Origin of the sequence: Sphingomonas sp. dw_22 (assembly GCF_018449795.1) — a bacterium.
GTDB lineage: Bacteria > Pseudomonadota > Alphaproteobacteria > Sphingomonadales > Sphingomonadaceae > Sphingomonas.
In genome coordinates, this window is record NZ_JAAVVE010000001.1 from 174106 (window position 1) to 200028 (window position 25923).

Below are 25923 nucleotides of genomic sequence, written 5' to 3' on the forward strand. Positions count from 1 at the left end.
CCCTCCCGCTTGCGGGAGGGGTCGGGGGAGGGCATGTCAAAGGAAGGCCAATCGCCCGCGGACGGCCCCTCCCCTAACCCCTCCCGCAAGCGGGAGGGGAATCAATCACATCCTTCCGCCTTGGGCGGCAGCTTGGGCGCGGCGAGGCCGACATTCCAGTTCCAGGCCAGCTTGCCGGTCGCCTTGTGGCGGCACATTACCACCTCGTTGAGCGCGTACATGCCGGGCATCAGTCCCGCCCTGGGCTCCGGCGTCGCGGCGAAGTGCATATAGTTGGCCGCCGCGCCATAGGCCGGCCAGGCCGGCGCATTCTCCGCCACCGGCGTCCCCGTCCGCGCGAAGCTGGTCCAATAGCCGATCATCGCGTCGGAAAGCGCGCGCTCCCCGGCCGTGTCGGGAATCTTCGGCCAGCGCGGCGGCGTGTTGTCGAACGTGCCGAACGCGAACGGCAGCTCGCTCGCATGAAAGGCGTGGAGCCCCGCTTCGTCCATCGCCGGATAGCCGTGATCGAACAGGTAGAGATAGGCGGGCACGCCCAGCGTGGTCTGGCGGCGCGCCAGCCGCTCGGACGTCCAGCCATAGAGCCCGTCGCGCGTGGTCGCGAGGATGCTCTCCTTGTAATCCGCCGCCGGATAGAGGCGCAGGAACGCATCGGCCAGCTCGCCATAGCGATCGCGGATCGTCGCCTCATATTCGGCGGCCGTATCGGGCGCCTTGGGCGCGAGGATCATGAGCGAGCGGATCTCGCCCTGGTTGAAGCCGGCGAGCAGCGGCACCGGCGCCTGCTTGCCCTGGCCGAAGGCGTCGACCATCTGCTGCGGCAGCACCAGCCCGTCGACCGTGCCCCAGGGGCCATAGCCGAGCTTGGCGGCGGCATCGGTGATCGCCTGCGCATCCATGCCGCGCAGCGCGGAGAGGTCCGCCGCCTGAAGCCCCGTCGCGAGCATCTGCCCCGCCGCCTCGCCCGAGGGCGCGCCATAGACGGCCTTCTTCAGCTCGGGCATCGAGATCATATAGGCGCTCTCGGCGATCCCCTTGTGGAACAGCCCGCGCGCCAGCGGCGATTCCAGCAGGTACATCACGCTCAGCGCCCCCGCCGACTCCCCGGCGATGGTGACGTTCCCGGGATCGCCGCCGAACGCCGCGATATTGTGCCGCACCCACCCGAGCGCGGCGATCTGATCGAGCAGCCCGTAATTGCCCGAGACATGCTGCGGCGATTCGGCGGTGAGGCCGGGATGCGCCAGCCAGCCGAGCACGCCCAGGCGATAGTTGATCGAGACGACGATCACGCCCCGCTCGGCGAGCCTCTTGCCGTCGTACATCGCCTCGCGGCTCGATCCGGTGACCAGCGCGCCGCCGTGAATCCAGAAGAACACCGGTGCGTTCTGCGCGTCCCTGGGCGCCCAGATGTTGAGCGTCAGGCAATCCTCGCTCACCGGCAGCGGCTCGGCGGGCGAATAGACCGATGGCGTCTTGCTCTGCGGCTGGACGCAGGCCGGGCCGAATGCAGTCGCGGCGCGCACGCCCTTCCAGTGCTGCATCGGCGCCGGCGGGCGCCAGCGCATCGCCCGCACCGGGGGCACCGCATAGGGAATGCCCCTGAACACCTTCAGCTCACCCTCGGCGCTGCCCTGCACGGCACCCGAAGGCGCATCGACCACCGGCCCCGATTGCGCGGCAGCCGGGCCGGCCAACACGAGGGCGCCGAGAACGAGCAGACGAAGTTTCATGCGCGATTTCCTTCGGCCCGAAGGATGCGGGCCAGCCAGAGGAACAGGAAGATGGCGATCAGATAGGAGGGCGTGAGCGTGTAGAGCGCCATCTGGAGCGAATGCGCGCTGCCCTGCGCTTTGAACCAGTCGCTCGCGGCACCGACATAGGTGGGGCCTAGCCCCAAGCCGATGAAGTTCATCACCAGCAGCAGCAGCGCGCCCGAAAGCACGCGCTGATCAGGCCGCACCTCCTCCTGCACCAGCGCGACCGAGGAGGAGAGGTAGAAATAGTTGAGGAACATCAGCACGGTGAGCAACGCCAGCGCCAGCGGCCAGCCCGGCGCCCACAGGAAGGCGACATAGAAGGGCAAGGCGAGCGCGAGCGAGACGGCCGGCGCCGTCGCATAGGCGGTGCGCGAGCGGCGCGTGAAGCGATCGATCACGCGGCCCGAGACGATCATCCCCCCACCCATGCCGACAAGCACGGCGAGCGCATACCAGACCGCGATCTCCGGCAGCGTCATGCCCTTCTCGCGGATCAGGAACAGCACCGCGAAATTGCCCAGGCCATAAGTGATGAACTGGGTGGCGCCGCTCCCCAGCGCCGCGAGCATCAGCACCGGATGGGTGAAGAACATGCGCAGCGTTTCCCAGAACCCCGCCTTGTCCCTGGGCACCACCCCCGCCGCGACATCGAGCGCGCCGCGCGCCGGCTCGCGCATGAACAGCCGGAGCAGGATCGCCGTAATCACCCCGACGATCCCGATCGCGACAAAGGCGTCGCGCCAGTCGAACATCGCTGCGATCGACGCGCCGAAGGCGATCCCCAGTGCCGCGCCGATCGGCGGCCCGAGATTGTAGATCCCGAAGGCGATGCCGCGGCGCCCCGGCGGAAAGCTGTCGGTAATCAGCGCATAGGAGGGCGGCACCCCGCCCGCCTCGCCGAAGCCGACCACCATGCGCGCCACCACGAGCTGCGGATAAGTGGCCGCGAGCCCGCAGGCAGTGGTCGCCCCGCTCCAGATCGCGCAGGCGAGCGACAGCACGGTCACGCGGTTGGTGCGGTCGGCGAACCAGCCGATCGGGATTGCGATGAAGCAATAGAAGAAGGCGAAATAGAGCCCCCCGATCAGCCCCAACTGGCCGTCGGTGATGTGGAGCGAATCCTGGATCGGCTTGGCGAGAATGCCCAGCAACTGGCGATCGAGGAAGTTCAGCACATAGACGAAGGTGAGCGCGGCGAGCATGAGCCAGTTGCGCGGGGGCATGGCGGGCTGCGCCTCGGGTGCGACGGCGGCGGTTGCGGCCATCGGCTAGAGCGCCCGGATGCAGGGAAAAGTCGCGGATCGCCGCTGCCGGCTCCCCCGCATTGCGCCTCGAACGGGCGCGCGACCGACGGCCTCGATACCCACGGTTCCTCTCTCTCGTTTTTTTATAGTCTCGTTGCCGGCATCATGCGGCCAAGCCGCGAACCGTGTCAATGCACACTATCGTGCGTGTGAATATCTTTGCGCCGATGGCGCCGGATGGCTTGACGCTCGGCGGATCAGGCCTGAAGGACGGACTTGTGACAGAGAGTGTGAAACCGAAGCGCATCTCCCGCAAGGCCGAGCAGCGGGCCGAGACGATGGAGCAGATCCTCGACGCCGCCGAGGATCTGTTCTCCAAGCACGGCCTCTACGGCGTCACGCTGAAGGACGTCGCCAAGCAGGTCGGCGTCCACCACACGCTGCTCAACTATTATTTCGCCGACAAGAAGACGCTGTTCGACGCGGTGTTCTCGCGCCGGGCGGTGGTGACCAGCGAGCGCCGGATGCAGGCGCTCGACGAATATGAGGCGGCGTGCGGCGGCCAGCCCACGGTGGAGGGCGCGCTCCACGCCTTTCTCGACACCGATCTCGATCTCTATATCCAGGGTGGCGAGGGCTGGAAGAACTATGCCCAGCTCACCGCGCAGGTCGCCAACACCCCCGAATGGGGCGCCGATCTGATGGACGCGCATTTCGATCCCGTCGTGCTGCGGCTGATCGGCATGCTGAAGAAGGCGCTGCCCAACTGCCCGGAGCAGGACATCTTCTGGGGCTATCACTTCGTCACCGGCGCGCTGATGCTCACGCTGGCGCGCACCGGCCGCATCGACAAGCTTTCGGGCGGCCTTGCCCATTCGGACGATTTCGTGGCGGTCAAGCAGCGCATGACGGCATTCATGGCCGCCGGATTCCTCGCCATCTGCCGTTGAGCTCCGGCACACCGGACCAGCATCCCCTTGCCAAATTAGTTCGCTATCTTGATAGTGAATATTCACGCGACTAGAGATCGCGCTTGAATCATATGGGGAGATAGTGATGTCGCTTGAGGGTCGTGTCGCGATTGTTACCGGGGCCGGCGGCGGGCTGGGACGCACGCACGCATTGTATCTGGCGCGCCAGGGCGCGCGGGTCGTCGTCAACGATCTGGGGCTGGAGGCGGCCGAGCGCGTCGCTGCGGAGATCGTCGCGGCCGGCGGTAAGGCGACAGCGATCGCCGCTTCGGTCACCGACGAAACCGCGATCGCGGCGATGGTGGCCGAGGTGCTCCAGCAATGGGGCCGCATCGACATCCTGGTGAACAATGCGGGCATCCTGCGCGACCGGAGCTTCGCCAAGATGAGCATCGAGGATTTCCGCCTGGTGGTCGATACCCACCTGATGGGCGCGGCGATCTGCAGCAAGGCGGTGTGGGAAATCATGCGCGAGCAGCGCCATGGCCGCATCGTCATGACCACCTCCTCTTCGGGTCTCTACGGCAATTTCGGCCAGGCGAATTACGGCGCCGCCAAGATGGCGCTGGTCGGCCTGATGCAGACGCTCGCGATCGAGGGCGAGAAATACGGCATCCGCGTCAATTGCCTCGCCCCCACCGCCGCCACGCAGATGACGCACGGCGTGCTTTCCGACGAGAGCCTGCGCCTGCTCGATCCCGCGCTGGTGAGCCCGGGACTGCTTGCGCTGGTCGGCGACGAAGCGCCGACGCGCGCGATCCTCTGCGCGGGGGCCGGCCATTTCGCCACCGCGAACGTCACCCTGACCCAGGGCCTCCATGTCGGTGGCGGCGAGGATGCCGGCCAGCAGGTCGTGGCCGGCTGGAACGCGGTATCGGCGCGAGACGGCGAACTGGTTCCCGCCTATGGCTTCACCCAGGCAGAGCGCGAGCTCGCCAGTGCCGGCTATGCGGAGCCCGTCACCGCGACCCAGCACTGAGAGAAGCGCGCATCGAACCGGGGGCTGCCCCTCCCCCATCGCGGAGACTCGCCATGACGCTCACGCCCCCGCTGCCGTCCTTTCGGCTCGACGGCAAGAAAGCCCTCATCACCGGCGCCGGGCGGGGCATCGGCGCTGCCGGCGCCGCCGTCTTCGCGCAGGCGGGCGCGGCGGTCACCCTGTGCGCGCGCACGGCCAGCGAAGTGGAAGCCAACGCCCGGGAAATCCGGGAAGCGGGGTTCGAAGCGGACGCCTTCACGCTCGACGTCAACGACATCACGACGATGCGCCGCGAGATCGAGGCGCGCGGGCCGTTCGACATCCTGCTCAACAATGCCGGTGCCAACCGCATCCGCTTCATCACCGACGTGACCGAAGAGGATTACGACGCGGTGCTGAACCTCAACCTGAAGGCCGCGCTCTTCGTGGCGCAGGCCGTGGCGAAGGGACTGCTGGAGGCGCAGAAGCCCGGCTCGATCATCAACGTCTCCTCGCAGATGGGCCTGGTGGGCGGCGGCGGACGTTCGCTCTACAGCGCTTCCAAATTCGGCCTAGAGGGATTGACCAGGTGCATGGCGATCGACCTCGCCCCGCACGGCATCCGGGTGAACACGATCTGCCCGACCTTCATCGAGACGGCGCTTACCCGCCCGATCCTGGAGACGCCCGGCACGCGCGACCATGTGCTGAGCCGGATCAAGCTCGGCCGGCTCGGACGCATGGAGGAGCTTTCCGGCGCGCTCCTGCTGCTGGCGTCCGATGCGTCCACGCTGATGACCGGGAGTTCCCTGGTCGTGGACGGCGGCTGGACGGCGGGCTGAGTTTCGGGGATCGCGACCATGGCGGGTTCGCGGCGCCGCTCTGCCGGCTTGAGCCGGCACTCGGGTCATCGGCTGGACAGCGACTCGCCCCAGAGCATCCGTATGCGAATGGCGTCCGGAGGAGAGATCACATAGCCGCGCGGCCGCATCGTGGTGAGCGCGGTTTCCAGCCCCCTGGGGCGCAACGCCCGGCGGATATGGACAACATAGACCGCCAGGCGACGGCGATACCGGTCATCCTCCAGCGCAACCGGATCGCCGCCGTGCGTCCGTCCGGGCTCATCGACCATATCCAGCAGAAAGGCGGCGGCGACATTGAGGTCCAACTGGAGCGCCTTGCGGACGCGGCCGATCCGTTCCTCCCTGTCGGAGGAACATTTGTTGATGATCCGCGTGGCTGCCAGTTGGATCTCCTGCCGGATGGCGAGGATGTCGGTGACGGCCTGCTCGCTGTAGCTGGGAATTTCCGGATATTCGGTACGGACCTTCTCGATCATTCGCGTGGCGATGCCGTCGGTCGCTTCGACGATTTCCGCAGCCATCCGCACGTTGACGTCCTTTGCGGAGGCCTCGAATGCAATAGGCTGCCGCAGCCGCATGGCGGCTCCGTTCGAAGCGAGTGCCCCGCGCGTCACCAAAACCACCAGGCGAGGATCAGGCTGGCATAGAAAAGCGGCGCTATTATCAGAACGACCGGGATCCAGCGCGACGGACGGTCCGGAACGAAACGACGGTCATCATCGTCATCCATCACGGCATGTTTCCGGTCGCGGATCGTCTGCCCCGCATCGCCAAGGGGAGGACTGGCCGAATTCTGGCGGCGCCCTGCATGGGGAAGCTGGCGCAAGGACGGGGGAGCGCTCGATGGGGACTCGCCCGATCCGGGGACTGGGGCATCCAGGCTGACGCGGGCGCGGAAGCGTTCGGGCGCGACGACCCGCCTGGGACCGCCGGCCGCCAGCCAGACCCGCATCACGCTGGGGCTGCCCGCGGCATAGCCTTGCTGCCACTGCGCGCCGGACGCGGCGGCGAGGTCGGAAAGCGCCTGGGTCTCGATGCCCTCGGCGACGACGACCGGCGCAAGCGCGCTCGCCAGGCCCACGATATGCTCGAATGCCGCACGATCCTGAAGCGACAGCGCCGCGCGCCGCAGGAAGAAACCATCGATCTTGATGATGTCGGGCTTCAGCGCGAGCAGGCGGCGGATCGAGGCATGCCCCGCCCCGAAATCGTCGATCGCCACCCGGCAGCCGAGGTTGCGCATCGTCGCGGCGAACGTCGAAGCATCGTCGATGGAGGGGAACCAGGCGGTTTCCGTGATCTCGAGAACGAGGCGCCGGGCGATATCGGGCCGCCGCGACAGACGCGCCGCGATATCCAACCACCATCCGTCGAAGACCGCGCTATGCGCCGATATGTTGGCACCGAGCACGACTTCGGAATCATTCTCCAGTTCGTCGATGACGTGATCGACGACATAATGATCGAGCAGCCGAACCAGCCCCAGCCGCTCCAACGCGGGTATCGCCGCAGCCGGAAAGGCGCACGGCCCCTCGCTGGAGGCCATTCTGGGCAGGCACTCCTGATATAGGATATCCTCGTCGGCACCCGTCTTGCGGATCGGCTGCCATGCCAGCAGCACGCGCCCGCCGCCCAACGCATCGAGCAGCGCGGCCGCCTCCGCCATGTCGCGGCGATAGCGTAGTGCCCAGTCCTCCCCGTCGGCGACAGCGGCGCCCGGGAAGCGGATGCGGCCAAGCTTCGTCCAGGCTTCGGCGGCGGCGATCGCCTCACCCGGTATCTTCGAAATCGACCAGCTCCCGCTGCATGACAGATGGATCGAGGCGCCTTCAGCCACGACCGGGCACGAAGCCATGATGCTCGACAGGGACCGGATCAGGCGCGCGCAGGCATCGCCGGCCTGATCGGCGCACGGCAGGGCGGACTCGCGGAGCCGCGCGCTGACGAGCCCACCGCCTTCATCGACGATCCACCCCTCGCCCCCGAGCAGTTCGGCAAGCGTCGCGATCACCGATTCGACCGCGCGCTCCGCCGCGGCCTCGCCGAATGCGCGCGCCAGATGCGGGTGATTGTCGATGCGAAAGGCGAAGGCGAGGTTGCGGACTTCAGCCTGGGGAAGGCGTGACGCGAACGGGCGGATCGCCGCGCCATCTCCTGCCGCTATTCGGTGCACCCCGGTCGCCATACTCGCCCCCCTCGACCCGGCGAGCGCGCCGGCCGAGCGAGAGACCGAATAGCCAAAACTGTATCAGCGCCCCGGGCGCAGGTCTTTGGAAGCTATGAGGAGAAATCTGTAAGTAATTATAATACAACAAGAAAAGTAAAAATATACTCACCGCGAACCGTTTACGATCGAGAAGGGCAGAGAAAGTATCTGACCGCTGCGGAGATCAATGCATTCCTGAAGTCCGCGCGCAGTTGCGATATCGGCGTCAATAGCTTTTGCCTGATGCTGGCCCTTACCGGGTGCAGGATTTCGGAAGCGTTGTCGCTGACCAGGGAAAACATCGATTTCGAGGCCGAACATGTCATCATTCAAAGCCTGAAGAAACGCGGGAAACGGATATTCCGTGCAATTCCGCTGCCCTCGGACTTCCTCAACTTGCTGAAGACGTGGTTTCGATCCGATGTGTTCGTTGGAGACCGTCTATGGCCGTGGTCGCGAATGACCGGATATCGCAGGATTTGCGAAGTAATGCGCTCGGCAGGCGTATCGGGCAGCTATGCCACCCCGAAGGGATTGCGCCATGGATTTGCCGTCCACGCCGTCCAGACAAACGTACCGCTGACGCTCATCCAGCGATGGTTGGGCCATGCCGATATCAAGACCACCGCAATCTATACCAGCGCCATAGGGCCGGAAGAGCGTGAAATCGCCGCACGAATGTGGAACATCGTCTCGAAGCGCGACTCACGGCATCTTAAACGTCACCTGAGCAGGAGCAGGCCGGAGGGACATGATGCGGATGAGCACTTCGCCCATCGACCCGCAAGTTGTTCTTCTTGCAATGAAATCTCCATCACCGATGCGATTGTCGCACGGCCGGCCGATCGGCGGAAATCCAAAGCAATAACAATGGCTTATCGCATCAATGGGATTTTCTATTGCTCGCTGATACAGTTTTGGCTAAACTGTCACAGATTTTATGCTGATATTCCATATATTTAACCCTTGATGCGTCGATGCATCGTCCGGACGGTTTGCCGATGATCGACTGAAGGGAACGCGCCCGGACGCGCACTGCAGGACCATGGGACAGGTTGGCGCGCAGCGCCCCTCAAATTAGGCGTTTTTACCGGAATTTTCGAGTTGGTAAGCGGCGTGTGCCGGAAGGCTTTTTATCCCTTCTCCCGCATACGCTTCTCCCGGCGATCGGCGCCCGGCCCAGCGATAGAAATGTTCGACCTCCCCTTCCGCGTCGCCATCATTCGCGATGACGGCATGATTCCCATTGATGGCTCAGATACCCTTTTAGACGATATTCCGATCCGGACACCGATGCGTTGCACCGGAGATCGCCGGCAACGCGCATTCGCCCCCGAGGGAGGATGCCGCCTGGGCGGCATGGCCGGGCTGAAGCATCGATCGCGCTCGGCGATCCTGTAAGCAGGGCCCTCCGGCCGCGACGGACGCCGCCAGTCCAACATCCACATCCTGACAGGCCCTCCGTCCGGCCTGTCCGGCAAGAAGATCGTTAGTTGAGAGGCGGTTACCCGCGCATTTCGAGCCGTGGGAAGGTTTTGTAAACCAAGTTGACGCTACGGCATCCTAACCAATTCATATAGGAGGGGTCGGGCGATGATGCCTTGGACCGTGTACAATCAAGCCGGGCAGCGCAAATATCTGACAAGAGGAGAATGCGCGTCCTTTCTGCAGGCCGCGCAAGGCAGGGATGCCAACGTGCGCGGCTTCTGCTGGCTCCTGGCGGCGACGGGTTGCAGAATTTCCGAAGCGCTTGCCCTGACAGAGCGCAACATCGATTTTGAGACGGGGCAGGTCATCATCGAATGCCTGAAGAAGCGTGGAAAGAAGGTCTTTCGGGCGATCCCGTTGCCGCCGGCGCTGCTCGCCCTTCTCAAAACGGCGCTCGAAACCGAAACATTGCCCCGTGAGCGATTATGGCCCTGGTCGCGGATGACGGGCTATCGGCGCGTTCGCGAAGTGATGGAAGCGGCCGGTATCGTCGGCGGCCACGCCTCGCCGAAGGGCCTTCGCCATGCATTCGGGGTCTGCGCCATCCAGTCGAACGTGCCGCTCAACCTCGTCCAGCGCTGGCTCGGGCACGCGGATATGAAGACGACGGCGATCTACACGAGCGCAATGGGGCCGGAAGAGCGTGAATTCGCGTCGCGCATGTGGGTTTACGGTACGGGCCAATCCCCGGCAGCGGGCGGGGCAACGCCAAAGGCCAAGCGATTGATCCGGGCGCCCGGCGTCCTCCGCGTGAATTCGCGTCCGGGAAAGGCAGGCGCGGGCGCGACCGGCAACCCGGTTTGCAATATTCTTCCCGCCCCTTCCGAAGCACGTGATTCCGGTCGCCCCACGTCCCTTCTGAGGCTGGCGATCCTGCTGAACCAACAGGTCACCAAGAGAGTGAAGGCGCTCGCCTTTGCGGCATGCTGACGGGCGCTTTGTCGCAGAATGGCGATAACTTGCCGATTCCGACTTTCTCGCGCCTCCATCCGCGAGCGATAAGCTGAATCTGAATCTTGGCCGGCACTCGGCTGGCCGGGAAATAGCATGGTCCGCCGGAGAGCGGGTCGGCATGCAGGATCCTTCTCATGAACGCTGAAATCGACACCGGGCGTGTCGCATTCGCCCTGGCCCAGACGACCCTCTCCATGCTCATTGCCGCGGGGGTGCTGGAAAGCGAGATCGTGCAGGCCGCGGCGGATGCGTTGGAGCATGATGGAGCCCTCGGCCTGTCCGAACATGAAATCATCACGCTGACGGATGTGGTCCGATCATCGGTGCCGCAACAATAAGCGGCGCAGCTTGAGCATCGGCGAGTAGCGAAACAGCCCTATCGAGGCGCTCCCACGCGGCGCAGCACGACCGCGCGTAACACCATCCCGACAGTTCCCGCCCGCATTTCCGCAGGCGCGGGCCGATGCGAGCGCCCGGCTCCGGAGATCGATGCCAAACGAGGCCACAAGAAACCCCTCAAAGTCACCCCAACTCTTCTACAAGAATTAACCCGCTTTAATAGTAATCATTGAGGACTAATTACCAATTAACTAAGAATATCATTTCATAAACGAAATAGATTATCTAGGATAAATTGGAAGTAATTTTAAGAAATTAATGCTAAATCCAATATAATATTAGATTATCTAACATATTTCTGTAATTAACACCAAAACTCCCTTTCTGTATCTTCTCAAATCATAGTATGAGGTGATTCGAGACTGGAGACTGATGTCGCCGCCGGCGCTTTGCACAATCTCCGAAGAGAGGGCGGGAATGGGACTTAATCGACGCTGGTTGTTCGTGCTCGCCGTCACCGCTGTCGCCCCGGTCAACGTCGCACGAGCGCAGCAAACACCGCCGGTCGATCCCAGCCGGGTCGACGAGCGGCTCCGCCCGACCCAACCCACGCCCGATGTCCGCCCGGTCGACGTGCCGGAGCTGCCGCGCCAGCAGTCCGTGCCCGAGGCAGCGCTCTCGGTCCGCATCACCGCCGTCCGCTTCGAAGGGGCGACGTCGGTCCCGGTCGCCGCGCTCGATGCGATCGCGGCACCCTATCTCAACCGCGACATGCCGCTCGCCGAGCTCTTCAAGCTCGCCGAGGAGATCACCTCCGAATATCGCCGGCGCGGCTTCGTCCTCTCGCGCGCGGTGGTCGGGCCGCAGCGGATCGAGAACGGCGTGCTGACGATCCAGATCGTCGAGGGCCATATCGGCGCGACGAAGATCGAGGGCGATGCCGGCGGCTACGAGCCCTATCTGCGCGACTATCTCGGCACCGTCGCGGCGGCCCGGCCCACCACGGGCGACGCGCTGACCCGCGCGCTGCTGCTCGCCCGCGACCTGCAGGGCGTCGACGTGCGCGCGGTGCTCACCCCCTCCCCCAGCGAGGTCGGCGCCGCCGACCTGACGCTGGCGGTCAGGCGCAAGCCGATCGAGGGCTATGTCGCGGTCGACAATCGCGGCTCGCGCTGGCTGGGGCCGGTCCAGGTCTATGGCGGCCTGACGTTCAACGACCTGCTCGGCGCGGGCGAGCGCATCTCGATCACCGGCGTAAGCGCGCCGGTCCACAGGGAACTGGGCTTCCTCTCGGTCACCTATGACCAGCCGGTGGGCAGCTCGGGCCTGCGCTTCACCGCGTTCGGCAGCTATGCGGCGACCCATCCGGGCGACGAGCTGCGCGCGCTCGACCTGCGCGGCCGCAGCGTCACCTATGGCGGCGCGCTGCGCTATCCGTTCATCCGCAGCCGCGAGACGAACCTGTTCGGCCGCATCGTCTTCACCGGCCGCGACAGCAGGTCGGAAAATGTGGTGATCGACCCGATCTTCCGCGATAGGATCCGCACGCTCCAGGGCGAGCTGTTCGGCAATTATGCGGCCCCCTGGGGCGGCATGGTCAACGTGCGCGTCTCGGTGACGCAGGGCCTCGACATCTTCGGCGCGACCGTGCTCGAGGACCGCAACAAGTCGCGCGCCACCGGATCGGGCCAGTTCACCCGCGCCAATTTCGAGCTCAGCTACGCGCAGCGCATCGTCCAGGGCCTGTACGTCCAGCTCAGCGGCACCGCGCAATATACCGGCGACAGCCTGCTCGCGGCCGAGGAGTTCGGCCTGGGCGGCGATCAGTTCGCGCACGCCTATGACCCGTCGGAAATCACCGGCGACAAGGGCGCCGCCGGCCGCGTCGAGCTGTTCTATGCCGCCCAGGCCGGCTTCGGCTCGGTCCAGCCCTATGTCTATTACGAGGCCGGCCGCGTGTCGCAGAACGATCCGCTGCCCGGCGAGGCGCTGCACAGCGCGCTCGAATCCGCGGGCGCGGGCCTGCGCGTCGGCCTCATCCAGGGAATTTCCGGCTCGGTGGAGTTCGCCAAGCCGCTCGACCGTCCGGTCGCGGCACGCGGCGACAAGGACGGCCGGGTCTTTTTCTCGCTCAGCGCAGCCTTCTGAAGATTGCGGGCTGGCCACCCGAACGGCCGAAAACAGGGATTGACGATATGAGCATGCAGCATCTCACCACGGCCGGCATCGCGCCGAGCAAGGCTTCGCGTCGCCTGAAGCGATCCGCCCTGATGCTTTCCGCCGCGGCGGCGGCCATCGCGCTTTCCAATCCGGCGCGTGCCCAGGTCGCGCCGACCACGTTGCCGTCCGGCGGCAGCGTGGTCGCGGGCTCGGCCACGATCGGCACGCCTACCCCGACATCGATGACGGTCGACCAGTCGACCGACCGCGCCGTCATCAACTGGAACCGGTTCGACATCGGCTCGGGCGCCAGCGTCGCCTTCAACCAGCCTTCGGCCACGTCGATCACCGTCAACCGCGTCACCTCCGGCGCCGCGCCCTCGGAAATCGCGGGCTCGCTCACCGCGAACGGCATCGTCGCGGTGCTCAACCCCAACGGCGTGTTCTTCAGCGGCACCGCCAATGTCGATGTCGGCGGCATGATCGCCTCGACCGGCAATATCGACGACACCGCCTTCATGGCCGGCGGCAACCTGCTGGGCATCACCGGCGCCGACAATGGCGAGATCGTCGTCCAGGCCGGCGCCAACATCAGCGTCGCCAATGCGGGCCTCGCCGCATTCGTGGCGCCGACCGTGCGCAACAACGGCACGATCACCGCGACCGCCGGCCGCGTCCAGCTCGGCGCGGGCACCGCCTTCACGCTCGACCTCGCGGGCGACGGCCTGCTCCAGATCGACGTCGGCGCGAACAGCCCGCTGGTCGAGAATTTCGGCGGCATCTTCGCCAGCGGCGGCAGGATCCAGCTCTCGGCGCGCCAGGCCGGCGCCGCGATCGAACAGACGATCCGCACCGGCGTGCTCCCGGTCGGATCGGCCCGGCTCGACGGCAACGCGATCGTGCTCGATGCGGCCGGCCAGGATGTCGACATCGCATCCGAGATCACCGGCACCGGCAATCTCACCGTCGCCGGCAACCGCATCGCCGGCGCGGCCGACGTGAATTTCGATGGCAACCTGACGCTCGACGTCAATTCGCAGGGTGCGATCGCCGATACCACGACCGGCTCGGCCAACTGGATCAGCGACGCGCTCGGCGTGATCGGCAGCCAGGTCGATGCGACCACGATCAACCTCGGCGCGGGCATCTACGCCGCCAACACCACGATCTCCCGCAGCAACGTCACCCTCGCGGGCGCCGAAAGCGCGACGATCGCGGTCGGCCTGAACGGGACCGGCCTGACCGTCAATGCGAGCGACGTGACGGTCTCCGGCCTCGCGATCCGCGGCCCGGTGGTCGGCGATCAGGGCGCGATCGACTGGCAGCCCACCACGTTCAGCAGCACCGGCATCGTCGTCGGTCGCAATGCCGCGCGCGTGTCGATCGCCGGCAACGCGCTCACCGATCTGCGCACCGGCATCCGCTTCTATGCCCAGGGCAATGCCGGATCGGCCGTCACCGGCAACCTGATCGAGAATACCAAGGGCGCGGTCATCCTCCAATATGCCGATGCGGCGGAAGCCGGCATCAGCATCACCGGCAACCGCGAGGGCCAGTTCGGCAACGAATGGGGCATCGTCCTCAACACCAACACCGCCGGCTCGCCGCTGGCCCAGGACGCCACGGCCCAGGCCCAGGCCAACATCATGGGCCTGAGCAACGGCAACAACGGCATGACCGTGATGGACCGGCGCTATGCCACGGCCAATCGCAGCCATGTGGTGGTCGACGACGACAGCACCGCGACCGCGGCCGACGACGGCAATTACGGCAACGGCCTGGGCAGCGCGCGCCAGGCGCTGAAGACCGTCCAGGCCGGCGTGTACGCGGTGGCGGCGGGCGGCACGGTCGATGTCCGGCCGGGCGACTATGTCGAGGGCGTGACCGGGGTGGGCCAGCTCGGCGGCGCGGGCAGCTATCAGTTCGGCCTCTTCATCCCGAAGAGCGACATCACGCTGCGCGGCATCGATGCGAGCGGCAACGTCATCACCAGCGCCGACAATGTCGCGGCCTTCATCACCTCGGCCAATCAATCGGCCTTCGGCGCGCAGCATTTCGTCTCGGGCTCGAACGTCACGATCGAGGGGCTGGGCTTCAAGCCGGCCGCGAGCGGCGACAACAAGATGCTCGAGGTGATCGGCAACAACTTCACGCTGCGCAACTCGGTGCTCGACGTGCGCGGCAACAAGACCTCGGCCAATTTCTACCTCAGCGACTTCGAGCTCGCCGGCACGCCGCGGGTCGAGAGCTTCCATCTCGAAGGCAATATCTTCTACGGCGCCACCCTGCCCTATGACGGCGTGAGCGGCGCCGGTGCGATCGTCACGATCGCCGGCGGCGTGGGCCGCAGCACCGATGCCTCGAACCGCGTCTTCGCGAACAACCGCGTCGTCGGCGGCGGCCTGACCGGCCAGCGCGGCTTCCAGATCCAGGGCCGCATCCCGACCACGGCGTGGCAGCAGCTGCTGAGCGGCGCGGTCACCGTGACCGGCAACAGCTTCGACAATGTCGACGTGCCGATCCGCACCTTCGGCGCGCTCACCCAGGCGCTCGCCTGGGACGACATCTTCCGCAACAACGGCAACAGCTTCCTCGACGGCGCCGTGCTGGCCTATGAAGGCAGCTCGCTGAATGCGCGCGCCACGCTGAACCCGGCCGGCGATGCCGACATCCGCATCACCAGCCGGATCGGCGATTCGGTCGCCATCGCGCTCGACGGCGACACGGTGCGGATGCTCGACGGCACCTATGATCTCGGCACGTCGCAGTTGAAGATCGACAAGTCGATCGCGCTGATCGGCGAGTCCGAGGACGGCGTCATCATCGACGGCCGCGCGGTCAGCGCCAACGGCCTCGGCACGATCTCGGTACTGGCGGACAATGTCTCGCTGGGCAGCTTCACGCTTTACGGCAGCGAAGCCGCGCTCGGCAATTACGGCATCAAGGTCCAGCCCAACTCGGCCGGGCACGTCAACACGCCGGGCGGGGACGACCAGCGGGTCAGCAACTTCGCGATCAGCGACGTGACCGTCCGCGGCTCGCGCCGCGCCGAGCTCGACCTGAACGGCGTGGTGGGCGCGACGATCACCAACTTCACGGCGGACGGCCGCCGCGTCGCCGACGGCACCTCGACCGAGGGTGCCGGCGTCCAGATCACCGACAGCGCCGACGTGACGCTCACCGGCGTCCACACGCTGGGCAACAACTGGGGCGGCGTCGCCCTGTACCAGAGCAACGGCGCCAGCGGCTATGACGGCCAGACCACCAACATCACCATCGACGCGAGCCTCAACACTTTCGAGGAGGCCAACGGCCTGTTCTCGCAGCGCGAATCGACGACCCAGGATTTCGGCACGCTGAACCTGGCCGGGTTCGACTATGCGGTGCGCAACACCGGCCACCGCGACGACGGCAACCAGTTCGTCTATTTCCGCACGAGCCTTGCCGATGCCACCGCCTATGCGCTGGCGCTGGGGGCACCCTCGACCAGCTCGATCGAGGGCTATGCCGGCGACCATTTCAGCAACGTCTTCAGCGTCGCCGACGGCCTGTCGATCAACGCGGCGACGCGCGACGTGCGCGCGGGCGGCACCATCAATGTCGGCGCGGGCACCTATGCCGAGACGGTCGCGATCACGCGCGGGATCACGCTGAACGGCGCGGGCATGGACGCCACCTCGATCACCGGCGGCATCTGGCTGAACGGCACGATGCGCGACGTCGCGCTCCGGAACTTCACGGTCAGCGGAACCGTGAACGCCAGCAACCGCATCATCAGCAACCAGAACGTCACGACCAACCTCATTGTCGACGGCGTGCGGATCGACGGCGGGAACAGCACGAGCAACGGCTTTGTCGGCGGCCAGATCGCGGGCGCGATCTCGATCACCAATTCCCAGTTCGTCAACATCCGCGGCTTCCAGGCGTTCGACACCGGCAGCAGCACGGGCAACAATGCGATCACCAGCGCCGTGTTCGCGAACAACCTGCTCGACAATACGGTCGGCAGCATCGCCTTCCGCCCCGATCCGGCGATGCACGCCACGATCGATATCACCGGCAATGTCGTCACCCATGTCGGCAGCACCAGCGACAATGTCGGCGCGGTGTTCAAGGTGTTCGGCGGCTCGACGGTCAATTTCACCGGCAATGACGTGAGCGGCGTCGGGATCACCAATGCCGCGACTGCGGGCGGTCCCGCATTCGGCGCGGTGCTGGTCGTGCGCAATGCCGCTGTGCTGAACGTGACCGACAATGTGTTCACCGACAATAATCAGGTGTTCGCGGTCGAATCGGGCATGAGCCTGCCGACGACCACCAACTTCACCGGCAATATTTTCACCAACAACGGCTATTCGATCTATCTGCCGACCAACCTTGTCGGCGCGGGGACGATCAGCTTCGGCGCGGGCAACGACTTCGTGGCCGGCGCTGACACGGTGCAGCATATCGCGTGGCGCAGCAGCGCGGGCCTCGACCTCACCAACGTCCTGTTCGACGGCGTGCTGGCGAGCGACCTGAGCCTGGACGGCCGGTTCGCGGTCGCCGACCTGATCTCCGACGGTATCGACAGGAACGGCGCGGGCCTCGCGCGCCTCGTGGACGGCGAGATCTATGTCACCACCGGCTCGGGCGTCGACAGCGCGCTGCGCGCCGTCGCGCTCTCGGCGGCCGGCGACACGATCAACCTCTCGGCGGGCACCCACACGCTGACCAACACGCTGTTCCTCCAGAAGAACGGCGTGAGCGTCCTTGGCCAGGGCATCGGCGCGACGACGATCGATGCGAGCGGCCACAACAGCTACGGCATCCGCGTCCATGGCAACGACGTGACGCTGGGCGGCTTCACGCTCGACGGATCGTCGGCGGCGGTCGGCAACGCCAATTACGGCATCAAGGTCGAAGCGATCGGCGACGCGAACGCGCGCAACACCGGCTTCGTCATCCGCGACGTGGCGATCGACGGCTCGCGCAAGACCGGCCTCGACATCAACAGCGCGGTCGGCGCGCTGATCGACGGCGTGTCGGTCACCGGCGTGACCAACGGCAACGGCATCGCGATCACCGACAGCGCCGATGTGACGGTGCGTAACAGCAGCACCGCCGGCAACGCCTGGGGCGGGCTGGCGCTCTACCAGTCGAACAACATCGCGGGCGGCGGCCGCAACCAGCAGCTCACCGGCATCACGATCGCGGGCAGCAACAGCTTCACCGAGGCGACCGGCCTGTATCTGCAGGACAGCTCGGCCACGCTGAACCCGGGCACGCTCACGCTCGAAGGCTATGGCTATGCGGTGCGCAACTTCGCGCATAGCGGCGACGGCAGCCAGTTCGTCTATTTCCAGAGGGGCCTGGGCGACGCGACCGCCTATGCGCTCGCGCTCGGCACGCCGGCGAGCAGCTCGATCGAGGGCTATGCCGGCGACCATTACAGCAACATCTTCACCGTGGTCGACGGCCTCGGCATCGCCGCGGCGGCGCGCGACGTCCGCGCGGACGGCACGATCAATGTCGGCGCGGGCACCTATGCCTCGGGCACCACGATCGCCGCCAACGGCGTCACGCTGAACGGCGCGGCGGGCGCGCGGATCGATGCGACCCATAATGGCGACAACGGCGTCACGATCAGCGCCGACGGCGTGACCGTGCAGGGCTTCGAGATCTTCGGCGCCGCCGATCGGCCCTTCAACCTCTACGACTGGCCCTCGATCACGCGCGGCGTGGTCGTGTCGAACGGCGCGGACAACGCGACCGTCGCCAACAACACTATCCACGACGTCCGCAACGGCATCCTGATCGACGGCCGCAACGCCAATGCCGCGCTCACCGGCAACCTGATCGACAACACCAAGAGCGCGATCTCGGTCCAATATACCGACGGCTCGAACATCGCCATTTCGGGCAACCGCGAAGGCGCCAACGGCAACGAATGGGGCATCATCGCCTATCTGAACGGCATCTGGAACGGCGCGACGGTCGCCGCTTCGGGCGGCGCGCTCGGCCCGGATACGCCGCTCAGCGAGCAGCTTCGCCTGCTCGACCTGAGCGCCGCGAACGGCGGCATGGCGGTCTATAATCAGGGCTATTCGGCGCAGAACCGCACGCGCGCCTATGTGAACGCCTCCGGCATCGGCGGCGCGCAGGGCAGCCTGCTGACCCCGACCAATTTGCAGGGCGGCCTCGACGCGGTCGTCACCGGCGGCACGGTCCATATCGCGTCCGGCATTTATAACGAGGACGCCGTGCTGAACGGCCTGCGCGTGCTCGACATGGGCGCGATCACGGTCGGCAGCCTGACCTTCGGCGCGGGCGCGGCGGGCACCAATGTCGGCACGAGCATCACCGCCACCGGCGCGCTCAGCTTTGCCGACGGCCTGGTGCTGACCGGCGACACGCTGCTTGCCGGCAATTCGGTGTCGGTCGGAGCGATCTCCAGCCCCTATGCGCTGACGCTTGCCGGCAATAGGCTGGCGATCGGCCCGGCAGCACTCGCCGGCCTGACCGCAACGGGCGACACCATCGTCACCGCGGGCGTCACCACCACCGGCGCACAGAGCTACACAGGCGCGACGACGCTCGCCGGCGGCTATACGACCGGCGGCGCCGGCTTCACCATCGACGGCAACACGACGCTGGCGGGTAACACCAGCGTCGCCACCAATGGCGGTCCCGCGACGCTCGGCGCGCTTGCCGGCGCGCATGGCTTCACGGTCGACGCGGCGAGCGGCAATGTGACGCTGGGCATGGCGAACGGCCTGGCCTCGCTTACCGCGACGGGCTCCACGATCACGACCGCCGGCGCCTCGACGACCGGTGCGCAGCGCTATGCCGGTGCGACAACACTCAGCAGTGCGTACACCAGTGGCGGCAGCTTCACGGTGGACGGCGGGACCACGCTTGCGGGCGATACCGATATCGCGGGCAGCGCGATCGCGTTCGGCACCGTGGACGGCGCCGGCAGCCTCGCGCTCGATGCGGGCACCGGCAACGTGACGTTGGGCGCGGTCGATGGCCTGAGCGGTCTTTCGGCAATCGGCGGGTCGATCTCCACCGCCGGCGTCGCCACCACGGGCAACCAAAGCTACGCTGGCGCGACCAGGCTGAGCGGCACGTACACCACCGATCGGGGCAGCTTCGCCATCGATGGCGCGACGACGCTGGGTACGGCCACCATCGTCTCCACCGGCGGCGGCGATGTGACGCTGGGTACAGTGGCGGGCGGAGGCAACAGCTTCGTCGTCAACGCCGGCACCGGCGCGACGACACTGGGTGCGGCCAATGGCCTGTCCTCGCTGACCGTTTCCGGCGCTTCGATCACCACGGCCGGAGCGGCCACCACCGGTGCGCAGAGCTATACCGGCGCGGCCACGCTGGACGGTGCCTATACCACCGCCGGCGGCGACTTCCTGGTCAACGGCACCACGACGCTCAGCGGGGCAACCGCGATCGCGACCGGCGGTGGCGATATCGGCTTCGGTGCGGTCGGCGGCGTGAACAGCCTCGCGGTAAATGCCGGTACCGGCAACGTCACGCTGGGCGCAGCCAACGGCCTTACTTCGCTGACCGCAACCGGCACGGCAATCATCACCGCTGGCGCCTCCACTACCGGCGTGCAGAACTACACCGGTGCAACGACGCTGAGCGGCACCTACACCAGCGGCAGCGATTTCACGGTCAACGGCGCAACGACGCTCGACGGTGCGACCACCGTCGCGACTGGCGGCAATGCCGGCTTCGGTACGATCGGCGGCGCGAACAGCCTTGGCGTCGATGCCGGCACCGGCAACATCACGCTCGGCGCAGTCAACGGTCTCACCTCACTGAGCGCGACCGGCGCTTCGATCGCCACTGCGGGCGCCAGCACCACTGGCGCGCAAAGCTATACCGGCGCGACCGCACTGAGCGGCACCTATGCCACCGGCGGCGACTTCACCGTCAACGGCGCCACAACGCTGAGCGGCGCCACAACGGTCAACTCGGGCAATGGCGACATCTCCCTCGGTGCGGTCGATGCAGCCATAGCGGGCAGCCCGGCACTGGCGCTCGATGCCGGCACGGGCACCGCGACGCTCGGCGCCTTCGGCACCAGCAGCCGCCTCGGCGCGGTATCGGTGAATGCCGGCCAGACCGTCCTCAATGGTGCAACCTATTCAGTGAGCAGCCTGAGCTTTACCGGCGGTGCGAACGCGACTGTCCGGCTGACTCAGGGCACCACGACGTTCGACACCACGCTGCCGAGCGGCGCGGACGGCGCGATCGCGATCCAGCCGAACCTGATCGGCACCGTGAACGGCCAGCAGAATGTCGTCTTCGTCGCCGGCAACGGCCTGACGCCGGACAGCGGCGACGTCGCGATCGGCAATGTCGGCTCCGACGCGATCCGCCTCGGAACGCTGACGGTGAACGCGCACGACTTCTCGGCCGCGACCGTGAAGCTGGCGAGCAATTTCACGTCGCTGCTGAGCGGCTCGCAGGTGTTCACCTCCAACACGCTCGATACGCTGGGCGACGTCGTGGCGCAGGTCGCGGGGACGGAATCGGGTCCGATCCGCGCCGGCGGTGCGGTCTCGATCGACGCAGGCGGCTCGGGCACCGGCTCGATCATCGCGGGCGGGCCGGTCTCGCTCGGCTATGCCGGCGACGTCTCGCGCGCGATCACCTCGACCGGCCCGGTCTCGGTGTCGAGCGGCGGCGCGATCGGCGGCTCGATCACCTCGGGCGCCGGCGTGGACCTTTCGACCACCAGCGGCACGATCAGCAGCGCGGTCGATGCGGCGGGTCCAGTCTTGGCGAACACGACCAGCGGCGCCATCACCGGGACGATCGTCTCGAATGACGCTGTGACGCTCGGCACGACCAGCGGCGCCATCACCGGCGCGGTGAATGCGGCCGGGCCGGTGTCGGCGAACACGACGACCGGCGATATCGCCGCGGCGATCACCTCGGGCGGCGGCGTGGCGCTCGCATCCAGCAGCGGCGCGGTCGGCGGTTCGATCCAGGCAAGCGGCCCGGTGAACGTCGATGCCGGCGGCTCGGTCAGCACTTCGGTCACGACGAGCGGCAGCGCCTCGCTCACCTCGAGCGGAGGCGGCGTGTCGAGCACGGTCAACGCCGGCGGTCCGGTCGCGGTGGCGGCGCCTGGTCCGGTCACCAGCTCGATCACTTCGGGCGGCTCGATCGACCTCACCTCCAGCTCGCCGATCAACGTCCAGGTCAATGGCGGCTCGGTGACGGTGAATGCACCGGGCGGCACGGTGGGAGGCGTGTTCAATGAGATCCACACCGACGATCGCGGTACCTTCGTGATCAACGACGAGCCGGTGATCGGCAGCGGCTCGGTCGACGCGCGGCAGATCATCATCGACAGGTTCGTCGTGCCTGCAGGCGGCATCGTGAGCACCAACGGGGAGATCCAATTGCCCGCCGGCCTCGCGCTCGGGCTGATCGCACCGGCCGGCAACGACCGGCGGCCGCCGGTGGTGGTGAACAGCGTCCAGCGGCTCGGCGAGTTGCTCCGCATCGGCTATACCGCGATCATCATCCAGCTCGATGAGAGGAACCTCGACCTTGAGGAAGAGCTCAACGACCCGGCCAGGTAATCCCTTGCGAACGTTGCAGGTGTCGGCGGGTTCATGCCGCTTAACGGAGAGCCGGGCGACCCGCGGACTTGAGGCGGCAACAAGAAACCGGATCTGTCGAATTTCGGCTCCTCCCGCCAAGGTGCGCGCGTCTTCGACTTCGATATCGGGATATCGCACCGCGTTCCCGATTTTCATGCGGCCGAGCAGATCTGCCGGATAGTTCACGAATACTTGGCCTTGCGCGCCCACTCCGGCGCGCCGACGAGCACGCCCTGGATCGCTCGACACATCCCGGACTAGATTTTTCTTTACGGGATAGGGAAGTTATCGCGTCTTAGGGATCGGGAGGATCGCGCATGTCAACTGCCGCCAGGCATCCACGGCTGGAAGAGGTAGCCGCGCAATATCGTGCGCCGCTGCTGCGTTTCTTCCAGCGCAGGGTGGGACCGGGCGAGGACGCCGACGATCTCGTGCAGGACGTCTTCAGCCGCCTGGCCGCGCAGGATCTCGCCGCCATCGCGAACATCCAGGGCTATGTCTTCCAGGTCGCCGCCAATGTCCTGCGCGACAAGGCGCGTCGCGCCAGCGTCCGCAGCATCGTGACCCTGGCGCCGGAGGGCTTCGACGTCGAAGACGAGGCGGGTTTCTCGCCGGAGCGTATCCTGCAAAGCCGGGAAGCGCTGCAGATCATGATCGCGGCGATATATGAGCTGCCCGAAACGGTGCGCATCGTGTTCAGCCACTATCATTTCGACGGCGTGGCCCAAGTCGAGATCGCGCGCCGCATGGGCCTGTCGCTCAGCACGGTCGAAAAGCACATGGCGAAGGCCAACAGTCATCTCCTGTATCGCCTCCGGAAAGTCCGATGAGCAAGTTCCTGGATGAGGCCGAAGACGCGGCAGCGGCGTGGGACGCGCGCCTGCGCGGCGCCAAGACGACCTTCCGCGACCGCCGGGCGTTCCAGGCCTGGTTGCGGCAGGATGCCGAGCATCAGGCCGCCCATGACCGCCTGCAGGCGGCGCTGTCGTTGTTGCGGACCCATGCCAAGCTGCCCGAGCTGAGCGCGCTGCGCGACGAGGCGCGCAACAGCGTCCATGAGAACCGGCGGCGGCGCCTCGTCTCCGTCGTTGCGGCCGCCATCGCCGCCAGCCTGCTGCTGATGCTGGCCGTCGTCACCCAGACGGAGCATGGCGCGGAAATCGCCGCGTTCCTGAAGGGCGACACGATCTATGCCACCTCGCCGAACGAACGCACCAGGGTAACCCTGGCCGACGGATCGGTGGTGACGCTGGATTCCGGCACCCGGCTTTCGGTGCTGCTCGGGCAGTCGCGCCGGGACATCACCCTGCTTGCCGGACATGCGCTGTTCCAGGTTGCCAAGGACCATCGGCGCCCCTTCGTCGTCAAGGCGGGCGACCGGACCATCACCGCGCTCGGCACCGTGTTCGACGTCCGCCTCTCCTCGAGCGAATTGCGCGTGACGCTGGCCGAAGGCGTGGTGGCGGTCCGGCCCGTCGAGCCGGGGCAGGGCTCAGCCCTGCAGATATTGAAGCCGCGCCAACAGCTCGTGGAGACCACCGGAATAGCCACGCCTGAGCTGCGTACCGTCGATACGGACAAGGCGCTGAGCTGGGCCGACGGGCAGGTCTTCTTCGAGAATGAGCCGCTTGCCAGCGCCGTCGAGGAGATGAACCAATATTCGCACCTGAAGATCCTCGTCGATCCCGCGGTGGCGGACCTGCGGATCAACGGCATGTTCCGCACGAGCAATCAGACCGGCTTCATCGACGCGCTGCAGGTCACCCTGCCGGTCGAGGTGCGCAACGACAATCAAGGCCGGATATTCATCACCAGGCGACCGGATCGAACCGCCGACTAGCGAAGGGGGAACAAGAGAGATGTAGGACGACGAAGGGTTGGGCATGTCCGCGACCGTCGCGCGCCGCGACACGCTGGACAGCCGGAGGACCGGGCGCGGCAAGTCCCCTGCCCTGCCACGTTTGCCATGGATAATTCCCCGCTCACGCAATCGCGACGCGATTGACAGGATAGGCCGAAATTGATGCGAATCTCATCCCTTGCCCTTGCAGCCGCTCTGCTGCCCACCGCTGCCGCCGCCCAGGAGGCCCCCAGCCCCGCGCGGCTCAAGGCCGATGTCGAGAAGCTGGTCAGCTTCGGCACCCGGCATACGCTCTCGTCGCCCGACGATCCGAAGCGCGGCATCGGCGCGGCGCGGCGCTGGTTCGCGGAGGAGATGAAACGGACGAGCGCGAAATGCGGCGGCTGCATCCAGGTCTCCACGGTCGAGCGCATCTTCACCGGCGATCGCGCGCCCAACGGCGTCAATGTGGTCGACGTCCTCGCCATCCAGCCCGGCAGCGATCCCAATCGCGTGGTGATCGTGCAGGGCCATATCGACAGCCGCGTCACCAACGTCATGGACATCACCAGCGACGCGCCGGGCGCGAACGACGATGCTTCCGGCGTGGCGCTGGTGCTCGAGGCGGCGCGCGTGCTGTCGCACAAGAAATTCAAGGCGACGGTCATCTATGCCGCCCTGTCGGGCGAAGAGCAGGGCCTGTTCGGCGGCAACCTGCTCGCCGACACCGCCAAGGAGCGCGGCTGGGAAGTCACGGCCGTGCTCAACAACGATATCGTGGGCAACACCATCGGCCAGAACGGCACGCGCGTCGCCGATCGGGTGCGCGTGTTCTCCGAGGGCATCCGCGCGTCGGAGGATCTTCCCCAGCAGATCGCACGCCGCGTGAACGGCGGCGAGGATGACGGCCCGAGCCGCGCGCTCGCCAAGGCGATCGACCATGTGGCGGAGGGCATTCCCGGCGGGATCGACGTGTTCGTCGATCGCCGCAACGATCGCTTCGGCCGCGGCGGCGACCATGAGCCGTTCCTGAAGCTCGGCTATCCCGCAGTGCGCTTCTCGGTGGGTATCGAGAACTACACCCAGCAGCACCAGGATCTGCGCACCGAGAACGGCATCGAATATGGCGACACGCCGGACAAGATGGACTTCCCCTATCTCGCCAAGGTGACCGCCATCAACGCGGGCACGATCGCCCGCCTCGCCGCCGCGCCCGCCTCGCCGGCGCAGGTGAGCCTGAACGGCGCGCTGGGCATGAACACTACCGTGACCTGGTCGCCGGTGCCTGGCGCGTCCGGCTATCGCATCCATTGGCGCCGCAACGACAAGCAGGACTGGACCGACCAGCTCGACGTTCCGGCCTCGGCCAGCGAAACAGTGTTGAAGGACGTGATCGTCGACGACGTGTTCATCGGCGTGTCCGCCCTGTCGGCAGACGGCGCGGAAAGCATCGTCACCTTCGGCGGACGCGCACCCCGGCGCGCGCCGGCCTCGCGTTGAAACGGATTCCCTCGCGATAG

The 25923-nt window shown here is 66.5% G+C and carries 16 protein-coding genes; 12 read left to right on the top strand and 4 right to left on the bottom strand.

Annotation, left to right across the window (positions count from 1 at the left end; genetic code table 11):
* Nucleotides 1–101: 101 nt before the first annotated feature.
* Nucleotides 102–1733 carry a carboxylesterase family protein gene (locus tag HB724_RS00690; protein WP_213978972.1) on the bottom strand — a complete coding sequence of 544 codons (1632 nt, stop codon included), beginning with the start codon at nt 1731–1733 and terminating at the stop codon, nt 102–104.
* Nucleotides 1730–3025, bottom strand: a complete 1296-nt coding sequence (locus HB724_RS00695) for an MFS transporter (protein WP_213978973.1) — start codon at nt 3023–3025, stop codon at nt 1730–1732. The genes HB724_RS00690 and HB724_RS00695 overlap by 4 nt, the downstream gene beginning before the upstream one ends.
* 257 nt (nt 3026–3282) lie before the next feature.
* Here HB724_RS00695 and HB724_RS00700 point away from each other — a divergent pair, with 257 nt between their 5' ends.
* From HB724_RS00700 to HB724_RS00710, 3 genes are all read left to right on the top strand, one after another.
* Entirely contained in the window at nt 3283–3954 is a 672-nt protein-coding gene (locus HB724_RS00700) for a TetR/AcrR family transcriptional regulator (protein WP_346344633.1), read from the top strand.
* Nucleotides 3955–4060: 106 nt separating this feature from the next.
* On the top strand, nt 4061–4954 hold the full coding sequence (locus tag HB724_RS00705; protein ID WP_213978974.1) for an SDR family NAD(P)-dependent oxidoreductase: 894 nt from the start codon (nt 4061–4063) through the stop codon (nt 4952–4954).
* Between the two features lie 53 nt (nt 4955–5007).
* Nucleotides 5008–5775: an SDR family NAD(P)-dependent oxidoreductase gene (locus HB724_RS00710; protein ID WP_213978975.1), complete on the top strand. Its 768-nt coding sequence runs from the start codon at nt 5008–5010 to the stop codon at nt 5773–5775.
* Between the two features lie 65 nt (nt 5776–5840).
* On the opposite strand, the gene HB724_RS00715 is transcribed toward HB724_RS00710, so the two are convergent.
* Together HB724_RS00715 and HB724_RS00720 are read right to left on the bottom strand one after the other, a co-directional pair.
* On the bottom strand, nt 5841–6317 hold the full coding sequence (locus HB724_RS00715; protein ID WP_213978976.1) for a hypothetical protein: 477 nt from the start codon (nt 6315–6317) through the stop codon (nt 5841–5843).
* Between the two features lie 89 nt (nt 6318–6406).
* A complete protein-coding gene (locus HB724_RS00720) occupies nt 6407–7981 on the bottom strand; it encodes an EAL domain-containing protein (RefSeq protein ID WP_213978977.1) in 1575 nt (524 codons plus the stop codon).
* Between HB724_RS00720 and HB724_RS00725 the strand changes: the two genes are divergently transcribed.
* The 9 genes from HB724_RS00725 to HB724_RS00765 all read left to right on the top strand — a co-directional run bounded on the left by HB724_RS00725 (nt 7964) and on the right by HB724_RS00765 (nt 25903).
* Nucleotides 7964–8965 (top strand): tyrosine-type recombinase/integrase, encoded by a 1002-nt coding sequence (locus HB724_RS00725; RefSeq protein ID WP_346344634.1) that lies wholly within the window; start codon nt 7964–7966, stop codon nt 8963–8965. The two genes, HB724_RS00720 and HB724_RS00725, sit on opposite strands and share 18 nt — an antisense overlap.
* Before the next feature lie 228 nt (nt 8966–9193).
* A complete protein-coding gene (locus tag HB724_RS00730) occupies nt 9194–9403 on the top strand; it encodes a hypothetical protein (RefSeq protein WP_213978978.1) in 210 nt (69 codons plus the stop codon).
* Nucleotides 9404–9595: 192 nt separating this feature from the next.
* The gene (locus tag HB724_RS00735; protein ID WP_256731211.1) at nt 9596–10420 is read left to right on the top strand and encodes a tyrosine-type recombinase/integrase; all 825 of its coding nucleotides are present in this window, start codon (nt 9596–9598) and stop codon (nt 10418–10420) included.
* 158 nt (nt 10421–10578) lie between these two features.
* A complete protein-coding gene (locus tag HB724_RS00740; protein ID WP_213978979.1) occupies nt 10579–10782 on the top strand; it encodes a hypothetical protein in 204 nt (67 codons plus the stop codon).
* A gap of 478 nt (nt 10783–11260) precedes the next feature.
* On the top strand, nt 11261–12931 hold the full coding sequence (locus HB724_RS00745; RefSeq protein WP_213978980.1) for a ShlB/FhaC/HecB family hemolysin secretion/activation protein: 1671 nt from the start codon (nt 11261–11263) through the stop codon (nt 12929–12931).
* 47 nt (nt 12932–12978) lie between these two features.
* Nucleotides 12979–22542, top strand: coding sequence for a filamentous hemagglutinin N-terminal domain-containing protein (locus tag HB724_RS00750; RefSeq protein WP_213978981.1), 9564 nt, complete (start codon nt 12979–12981; stop codon nt 22540–22542).
* Nucleotides 22543–22880: 338 nt separating this feature from the next.
* Nucleotides 22881–23393: an RNA polymerase sigma factor gene (locus HB724_RS00755; RefSeq protein ID WP_213978982.1), complete on the top strand. Its 513-nt coding sequence runs from the start codon at nt 22881–22883 to the stop codon at nt 23391–23393.
* Nucleotides 23390–24403 (top strand): FecR domain-containing protein, encoded by a 1014-nt coding sequence (locus HB724_RS00760; protein ID WP_213978983.1) that lies wholly within the window; start codon nt 23390–23392, stop codon nt 24401–24403. The genes HB724_RS00755 and HB724_RS00760 overlap by 4 nt, the downstream gene beginning before the upstream one ends.
* Nucleotides 24404–24583: 180 nt before the next feature.
* On the top strand, nt 24584–25903 hold the full coding sequence (locus tag HB724_RS00765) for a M20/M25/M40 family metallo-hydrolase (RefSeq protein WP_256731212.1): 1320 nt from the start codon (nt 24584–24586) through the stop codon (nt 25901–25903).
* Nucleotides 25904–25923: the final 20 nt, after the last annotated feature.